Here is an 8182-nt window from a genome sequence, read left to right on the forward strand (position 1 = left end):
CGGGTGCGGGCGCTCGTGGACCGGATCGACCGGGAGCAGGGCCGGCTGGGCGACGGGCGGCAGTACTGGAGCTTCATCTCCCTGCACGACCACGTGGCGGCGCTGCGACACCTGATCGACACGGAGTCCCTGTCGGGCCCGGTGAACCTCACCGCCCCGGAACCGGTGACGAACCGCGAGGTCACGGCGGCGATGGGCCGTGTACTGCGCCGGCCGACGCTCTTCGCGGTGCCGTCGGTGGCGCTGAAGGTGGCGCTGGGCGAGTTCTCGGAGGACGTGCTGGGAAGCCAACGGGTGCGGCCGGGGCGGCTGTTGGAGTCGGGGTTCACGTTCGCGTTCCCGAAGATCGACGAGTCGATCCTCGCGGCGCTGCGGATGTAGTGGCGGTGCCGTTCGCGGCTGCGGGCCGCTGTGGCCTCAATCACCGGCCGGGCTTGTTGTGGTTGCGGTGGTGGCCGGGTGCCGCTCCGGGGTCATGCCCGGACGGCGTGATTTACGGCGCGTGCAAGGTTCGTTGGTCTCGGGGGAGCCCTCATTCACACGCGCCACAAATCAGCCTGAGTGTCCGGACACGACCCCTGCGCGTCCCCCTTCCGACCCGCAGGCCGGTGAAGTGTGAACAGCACCCCACGGCGGTGTGAGGGGGGCGGGGTCGCAGGAGGGGTGTGTTCGGACACTCAGGCTGATTTGTGGCGCGTGGACAAGAAGGGTCAGCGGGTCCAACGAACCCTGCACGCGCCGTAAATCACGCCGTCCGGACATACCCCTCCGGAGGCCCCGACCCACGCCCGTCAGCCGACAACAGCAACCCATCAAGCCCGTCCGGCGATTGAGGACGAACCGACCACCGGGCGGACCCGGTCAACCGGCCACCGCACCCCGCAACCGCCGGACGGCAATCCGTGCGCCCCACACGCACCCATGCCGCCCCCACTGCGCGACTGCGAACGGCCGGTTCCCTTCCTAGTGTCGAGGCGCACTCGGGTATTCCCTGGGTGGGGCCGGGGCATCAGCCCAGGACCACACAGCCGCGCCGACCTCGGGGAGGGGCACGTGCTCAGCACTGAACATCAGGCGGACGTCGTCATCATTGGCGCCGGGATCGCCGGCCTGTCGGCAGCTCACCAGCTGACCCGGGCAGGCGTAACAGTCACCGTCCTGGAGGCCGCCCCTCACATCGGCGGCAGGATGGCCACCGAGAACCTCGACGGCTTCCGGCTCGACCGCATCGGGCAGTTGCTCAACACCTCGTACCCGGAATTGATCCGCACCCCGGCGCTGCGCGACGCCTCCTTACGGATGTTCTCGCCGGGCGTGCTGGTCCACAGCGAGGGCCGGCACCACCGCGCGGGAGTCACCCTCACCGCGGGGAGCGCACGGGGCGCACTCACCGCCGCACGCGCCCTGGCAAGCGCCCCACGCGCCAGGGCCGTTCGCAGCCGCGTCCCGGGGATCCGTCCGGGCTCCCGTCCCCCGCTGGGCAACACACTCGACCAGGCCCGGCTCCACGCGGCGCTGGGCCGCCTCGCGACCACCCCGGTGACCCGGCTGCTGGCCCGCCCCGAACGCCCCGCACTCGCCGCGCTGTCCGCGCGCGGTCTGCCCGCGCGGACGGTCGACGGCTTCGTACGGCCGCTGCTGTCCGCGCTGCTCTGCGACCCGGACCTCACCACGTCGAGCCGCTGCGCCGACCTGGCCCTGCGGAGCTTCGCCCGGGGCCGGCTGTGCGTCCCCGAGGGGGGTGCCGAAGCCCTGCCGGAGCTGCTGGCCGCCACGCTGCCGCCCGGCACGGTGCGGACGGGCGTGTGCGTGACGGACACCTCGATCAACTCCGTCGGTACGAAGGAGCACGGCGAGATCACCTGCCGCTCGCTGCTCGTGGCGACGGGTGCCCGCGCCGCCGCCGAGCTGCTGCCGGGCCTCCGGGTGCCGGACTTCCATCCCGTGACGGTCCTTCACCACACGGCCCCCACCGCCCCGTTGAACGACCCCGCGCTGCTCCTGGACGCGGACCGGCGCGGCGGCCCGGTGGCGCACACGACGGTCATGAGCGCGGTGGACCCGTCGCGTGCACCGGCCGGCCGGACGCTGATCTCCTCGACGGTTCTCGGGCTCCGCACGCCGCCCCCCGAGAGGGAGCTCGACGGCGCGGTCCGGGCCCATCTGGCCACGCTGTACGGCGTGTCGACCGCCGGCTGGGAGCTGCTCGCCGTCCAGCACGACGCCGAGGCGGTCCCCGCCATGCCGCCGCCGCACGATCTGCGCCGTCAGGTGCGGCTCCTGTCGGGTCTGTACGTGTGCGGGGACCACCGCGACACCAGCACCGTCCAGGGCGCGCTCTCGTCGGGCCGCAGGGCCGCGTACGCGATCCTGGACGACCTGGGCGTACGGCCGGACCAGGGAGCGGTGCAGATCCCGACAGCGGCGTAGCGGGCCTGTGGCGTCCCTCCTGGCCGCCACTCAGCCGAACGCCGCGATCCGGTCGCGGTAGCCCCGTACGGCCGCCGCGTCCTTGTACGGCTCCAGCCGCCGCTCGAAGTCCCGTACGTAGTCCACCGCGCGGGCCGAGCGGATCTCCGTCGCCTGCTGCGCGGCCTCCGCACCGAGCGCGCACGCCTGGTCCAGTTCGCCGAGTCCCAGGCGGGCGGAGGCGAGCACCACCCGGCAGAAGAGTCTGCTGCGCGCGAACCCGGGCGCCCGTAACTGAAGTGCGCGCTCCGCGTGCTGGACGGCCGCGCGGTACTGCTGGAGGTCCCGGTAGCTGTGCCCGAACTCGTCGGCGAGCTGCCCTTCGTCGAAGGTGCGCGCCCAGTGCGGCACTTCGTCGCCGGGACGGGCCGACTCCAGGGCGCGTTCGGCGCGTACGAGCGAGGCGGTGCAGGCCCGCGCCTCGCCGAGCACGCCGTGCCCGCGCGCCTCGACGGAGTGCAGCAGGGCCTGCACCACGGGCGGCGCGGCCGAGCCGACGCCCTGCTGGGCGACGCGGGCGAGCTGGACGGCCTCCCGGCCGTGTCCGAGGTAGACGGCCTGGCGGCTCATGGTGATCAGGACGAAGGAGCCGTAGGCCCGGTCCCCCGCCGCCTGGGACAGCCGCAGCGCCTGTACGAAGTAGCGCTGCGCGAGACCGTGCGCGGCGATGTCGTACGAGGTCCAGCCGGCCAGTCTGGTCAGATCGGCCGCGGCGGCGAACAGTCGGCGCCCGGTGTTCTCGCCGTACACGCCGCGGAGCATCGGCTCGCACTCGTGCTCCAGGTACCGGACGAGGGCCTGCCGGGCGTGGCCGCCTCCGTACGCCTGGTCGAGGGTGCGGAACAGTTCGCCGACGGAGCGCAGGGCCGCGATGTCGCCGCCGCCGACCCGCTGTCCGGCGACGCGGTCCGTCTGCCGGGCCGGCGGGACACCGGCGGGGACGGCGGCCTGTCGCGGCACGGTGGCGCGGCCCTGGGCGGGCACCCGTACAGCCGCGGCGTCGGCCTCGCGGCCCGCATCGCCGCCTCCGTAGGAGCGGGTGCCGTACGACGGCGTCGCCGGCGGCCCGCTCGTGGCGGCGGCGAGCTGATGGCCGGTGGGCTGTCCCGGCACCTGGACCGTCCCCCGGCCCGCCCCCTGCGCGGGTTTCCCGGCGGGGGCGGCCGCCGAGCCGTCGTGCCCGACGCGCTCGTCCGCGCGGCCGATCAGCCAGTCACGGCTCGGCACGACGAGCCCCGCCGGGGTGAACGCGATCTTGCGCAGCTCCGCGTGACTTCCCGAGTCCTTGCGCCAGAGGCCGCCGACGATGTCGACGGCCTCCTCGGGGGTCGCGGCGAATTCCAGCCCGGCGTAGACGGGCGCGCAGGCGTCCAGGCCCAGGTCCTGGGCGGAGAGCCGCCGGCCGAGCCGGCGGGTGAAGACCTCGGCGATCAGTGCGGGCGTGGTGCCGCGTGGCTGCTGGCCGCGCAGCCAGCGGGTCACGGACGTTTTGTCGTACCGCAGGTCGAGGCCGTGTTCGAGCCCGAGCTGGTCCACCCGGCGGGCGAGACCCGCGTTGGAGAAACCGGCTTCTGCGATGAGTGCGGCGAGCTGGCGGTTGGGGGTGCGCTGCGGAGGTCGTTCCGACATCAGCTGTACGGTCTCCTGCCTTCCGGGCCCCGGGAGCAGCCCTCATGGAACGGCGCGAATTTAGCGGTCGAAGCTGCCCGCACCGTCACGTTCGTCCCACATTCATCCGATCGTGTGAGGATTGCGGCCTTGGCTGACGCACCGCGTATACGGGTCCGGTACAGCGTCCGGAACCCTTCGGGCCTGCCGGACCGCTCCGCGGGACGCGGCCGTACAGTGGCTGGGGCGCGACACGTGCACCGTGCCCGGTCGTCGCGGGGACACCCCCCGGATCCCGGGCACAGAGCGAGGGAGGCAATGCCGTGAGTGAGCTGCGGTTCGTCCATCTGGGCTTCGGCGGCGACGCCGTCGAATACCGGGAGGCGTGGCAGAAGCAGCGCGAGGTCCACGCGGCCCGCTTCGCGGACGAGATCCCCGACACCTGCCTGCTGCTCGAACATCCGCCCGTCTACACGGCCGGGCGGCGTACGGAGGACAGCGAGCGCCCCCTGGACGGCACTCCCGTCGTGGACGTCGACCGCGGCGGCAAGATCACCTGGCACGGCCCCGGCCAGCTCGTCGGCTATCCGATCCTCAAGCTGCCGCGTCCCGTGGACGTGGTGGCGCACGTACGCCGTCTTGAGGAGGCGCTGATCCGTACGGCGGCCGACTTCGGGGTGGCGACGACGCGGGTGGAGGGCCGCAGCGGCGTATGGGTGCTCGGCGATCCGGTGGAGGACCGCCCGGCCCTGGGCGGTCTGTCGCTGGACTTCGATCCCCGGGTGAACGACGGGGAGTTCGACCCACGGCTCAACGGCCCCGAGTACGCCCCGTCCAACGCGGGCCAGCGCCGTGAGGACCGCAAGCTCGCCCAGATCGGCATCCGCGTCGCCAAGGGCGTGACGATGCACGGCTTCTCGCTGAACGTGAACCCGGACAACACCTGGTTCGACAGGATCGTGCCGTGCGGGATCCGGGACGCGGGCGTGACCTCGCTGTCGTACGAACTGGGCCACGACCTCACCGTCGCGGAGGTGCTTCCCGTGGTGGAGCACCATCTGCGGGACGTGCTGGAGCACGCGGAGCCGAAACCCCGTGACGCCGGGGCCGAAGCGCCGGCGGCGGCCGGGGCCCAGGTGGCCGAGCCGGCGCGCGCCTGACCCCGGTGGCCACCACGGCGCGCGGTCGCGCCCGGAAGGGGAATGCCCTTCGACGGCCACCGGTTGTCCCTGTGCCATGCGACGCCATGGCCACGTAGTACCAAGCAATCAACGGGCGTACTCTGGTCTTCGCCGAAGATTCGAATGCCGCGCCAGCAGAGAGAGGTGCCGGACGTGTCCGCTGTCGCACCCGACGGACGCAAGATGCTGCGCCTGGAGGTCCGGAACAGCCAGACCCCCATCGAGCGCAAGCCCGAGTGGATCAAGACCCGGGCGAAGATGGGGCCCGAGTACACCGCGATGCAGAAGCTCGTGAAGAGCGAGGGCCTGCACACCGTGTGCCAGGAGGCCGGCTGTCCCAACATCTACGAGTGCTGGGAGGACCGCGAGGCGACCTTCCTCATCGGCGGCGACCAGTGCACGCGGCGTTGCGACTTCTGCCAGATCGACACGGGCAAGCCCGAGGCGCTGGACCGTGACGAGCCGCGCCGGGTCGGTGAGTCCGTCGTCACGATGGACCTGAACTACGCCACGATCACGGGCGTCGCCCGCGACGACCTGCCGGACGGCGGCGCGTGGCTGTACGCGGAGACCGTGCGCCAGATCCACGCGCAGACCGCGCAGCGCCCGGCGGGCCGTACGAAGGTCGAACTCCTCATCCCCGACTTCAACGCGGAGGCCGAGGCGCTCGCCGAGGTCTTCTCCTCGCGCCCCGAGGTGCTCGCGCACAACGTCGAGACGGTGCCGCGGATCTTCAAGCGGATCCGCCCCGGCTTCCGTTACGAGCGCTCCCTCGACGTCATCACCCGGGCCCGCGAGGCCGGTCTGATCACGAAGTCGAATCTGATCCTCGGTATGGGCGAGACCCGCGAAGAGGTCAGCGACGCGCTGCGGGACCTGCACGACGCGGGCTGCGAGCTCATCACCATCACGCAGTACCTGCGGCCCTCCGCGCGCCATCACCCCGTCGAACGGTGGGTGAAGCCGCAGGAGTTCGTGGAGCTGAAGGACGAGGCCGACGCGATCGGCTACTCCGGTGTGATGTCGGGGCCGCTGGTCCGTTCCTCGTACCGCGCGGGGCGGCTGTTCCAGCAGGCGACGGAGCGCCGGGGCACGGAGTCCGTGCGCGAGGCGGTGTGAACCAGGGGGCTTGCGCCCTCTCGTTCCGCGCGCCCGGCGTGTGAATCCGAGCACAAGCGACTACCCGACAGTAACGGCCGTACCGCCGCGGCCCGTACGCTCCCCGCAGGTCGGGGGCCGCGTACGGGCCGCGGCGCTGTCCGGGGGTCCGGCTCCGGGCATTCACGGCCGTTTGACCACCTGGTCACGCACTGGTAACACCGGTGGGTAAACCTGATGAGTACGCACCGCGCCCATCGGTTCCCGTACCGGATCCCGCACGGGCCCGGACCACTCCCGCACCGCCACTCGCACTCGTTCCTAGGGGGAACAGCCACCATGCAGGCCGCGCCGGTACGACCCGTCACCCAGGTGATGGCGGCATCCACCCGCCCCACCGCCCTGCCCTCCGTCTCCCACGCCCTGCGCGCCATGGAGTCGCTCCTCCTCGGCAGCGGCCAGCGCACGGCCCGCAGGAACGCCTGGACGGCCGTCCTGGAGGACCGCCGCAGGGCCAAGGACCGGGTCGAGGCGCAGCACGTACTGGAGGCCGTGTCGGGCCGCGCTTCCCGAGCCACGTAAACTTCCGTACATGGCGAGGAAGGAAAACGCAGACACTGCTGCGGAAACTGGGCGACTGAAGCAGATCGCTCTTACCTACAAGATGACCCGACGGGCCGACAAGAAGGTCGGTCTCGTCGTCGCGGGTGTGGGAATCGTCACCTTCGGTGTCTTCCTCGCGATCGGCTTTCTGGTCGGCCACCCCATTTATCTGGGCATTCTGGGCTTCATTCTGGCCTTCCTCGCGATGGCGATCGTCTTCGGACGCCGCGCCGAGCGTGCTGCCTTCGGGCAGATGGAGGGGCAGCCCGGAGCGGCGGCGGCCGTGCTGGAGAACGTGGGCCGCGGCTGGTCCACCACCCCGGCGGTCGCGATGAACCGCAGCCAGGACGTGATCCACCGCGCGGTCGGCAAGGCCGGCATCGTGCTGGTCGCGGAGGGGAACCCGAACCGGCTGAAGAGCCTGCTGGCGGCCGAGAAGAAGAAGATGGCGCGCATCGTCATCGATGTGCCGGTGCACGACATCATCGTCGGCGACGGCGAGGGCCAGGTGCCGCTCAAGAAGGTCCGTACGACGATGCTGAAGCTGCCCCGGGTGCTCTCCGGCCCGCAGGTGACGGCGGCCAACGACCGGTTGCGGGCGATGGGCGACCTGATGAGCAACATGCCGCTGCCGAAGGGTCCGATGCCGAAGGGCATGCGGATGCCGCGCGGCGGAAAGATGCGCTGACCGGGTTCTCCGGTCTCCGGACACAGTCGAGGGCGGCGCGGAACGCGAGTTCGCGCCGCCCTCTCCTATGCGCTGCTTCTCAGATCCGCACCTGTACGGCGCGGCCGAGCCGGTCGTGCAGGCCGCGGCCGTCCCGGTCCCAGATCAGGGCGGGTACGGCGAGGCACAGCAGCACGCTGCGGACCACGGCCCACCCGAGGCCCAGCCGGTCGCGGCCCTCGGAGATGACCCGCAGACCGAAGAGCCGCTTGCCGATCGTGGAGCCGACCGTCCCGACGGTGAGGATGTTCATGAGGAGGAGAACGCCGATCGCGTAGTTGCTCGCCGACTGCGGGTCGTCGGCGAGGAGCCCGAACGCGATCAGCATGCAAAGCGCCCAGTCCACGAAGAGGGCGCCGAAGCGCCGCCCGAGAGGGGCGGCGGAACCGGGGCCCTCCTTCGGCAGCCCGAGGCGCTCGCCCCGGTACCCGAAGTCCGCGCCCATCCCCTCGGCCGCCGAGCGCGGGCCGGAGAGCCACGATCCGATTGCTTCCCT

General features: G+C 72.0%; 8 protein-coding genes. 6 read left to right on the plus strand and 2 right to left on the minus strand.

Annotation, left to right across the window (positions count from 1 at the left end; translation table 11 throughout):
- Nucleotides 1-381 (plus strand): DUF1731 domain-containing protein (locus GXP76_RS32075; RefSeq protein WP_242575130.1); only part of this gene is annotated, 381 nt, incomplete at its 5' end.
- A gap of 672 nt (nt 382-1053) precedes the next feature.
- A complete protein-coding gene (locus GXP76_RS32080; RefSeq protein WP_242575131.1) occupies nt 1054-2430 on the plus strand; it encodes an NAD(P)/FAD-dependent oxidoreductase in 1377 nt (458 codons plus the stop codon).
- Nucleotides 2431-2460: 30 nt separating this feature from the next.
- On the opposite strand, the gene GXP76_RS32085 is transcribed toward GXP76_RS32080, so the two are convergent.
- The gene (locus GXP76_RS32085; RefSeq protein ID WP_242575132.1) at nt 2461-4098 is read right to left on the minus strand and encodes a regulator; all 1638 of its coding nucleotides are present in this window, start codon (nt 4096-4098) and stop codon (nt 2461-2463) included.
- A 302-nt stretch (nt 4099-4400) separates the two neighbouring features.
- On the opposite strand from GXP76_RS32085, the gene lipB reads away from it, so the two are divergent.
- The 4 genes from lipB (at nt 4401) to GXP76_RS32105 (ending at nt 7647) form a co-directional block, all read left to right on the plus strand.
- Entirely contained in the window at nt 4401-5237 is an 837-nt protein-coding gene (gene lipB, locus GXP76_RS32090; protein WP_242575133.1) for a lipoyl(octanoyl) transferase LipB, read from the plus strand.
- 174 nt (nt 5238-5411) lie between these two features.
- Nucleotides 5412-6377, plus strand: coding sequence for a lipoyl synthase (gene lipA, locus GXP76_RS32095; RefSeq protein WP_242575134.1), 966 nt, complete (start codon nt 5412-5414; stop codon nt 6375-6377).
- Nucleotides 6378-6695: 318 nt separating this feature from the next.
- Nucleotides 6696-6938 (plus strand): hypothetical protein, encoded by a 243-nt coding sequence (locus tag GXP76_RS32100; RefSeq protein ID WP_242575135.1) that lies wholly within the window; start codon nt 6696-6698, stop codon nt 6936-6938.
- 10 nt (nt 6939-6948) lie between these two features.
- The gene (locus tag GXP76_RS32105; RefSeq protein ID WP_242575136.1) at nt 6949-7647 is read left to right on the plus strand and encodes a DUF4191 domain-containing protein; all 699 of its coding nucleotides are present in this window, start codon (nt 6949-6951) and stop codon (nt 7645-7647) included.
- Between the two features lie 79 nt (nt 7648-7726).
- On the opposite strand, the gene GXP76_RS32110 is transcribed toward GXP76_RS32105, so the two are convergent.
- On the minus strand, nt 7727-8182 hold a 456-nt coding region (locus tag GXP76_RS32110; protein WP_242575137.1), incomplete at its 5' end, for an RDD family protein.

This window comes from Streptomyces sp. NP-1717, from assembly GCF_022695985.1.
Classification (GTDB): domain Bacteria; phylum Actinomycetota; class Actinomycetes; order Streptomycetales; family Streptomycetaceae; genus Streptomyces.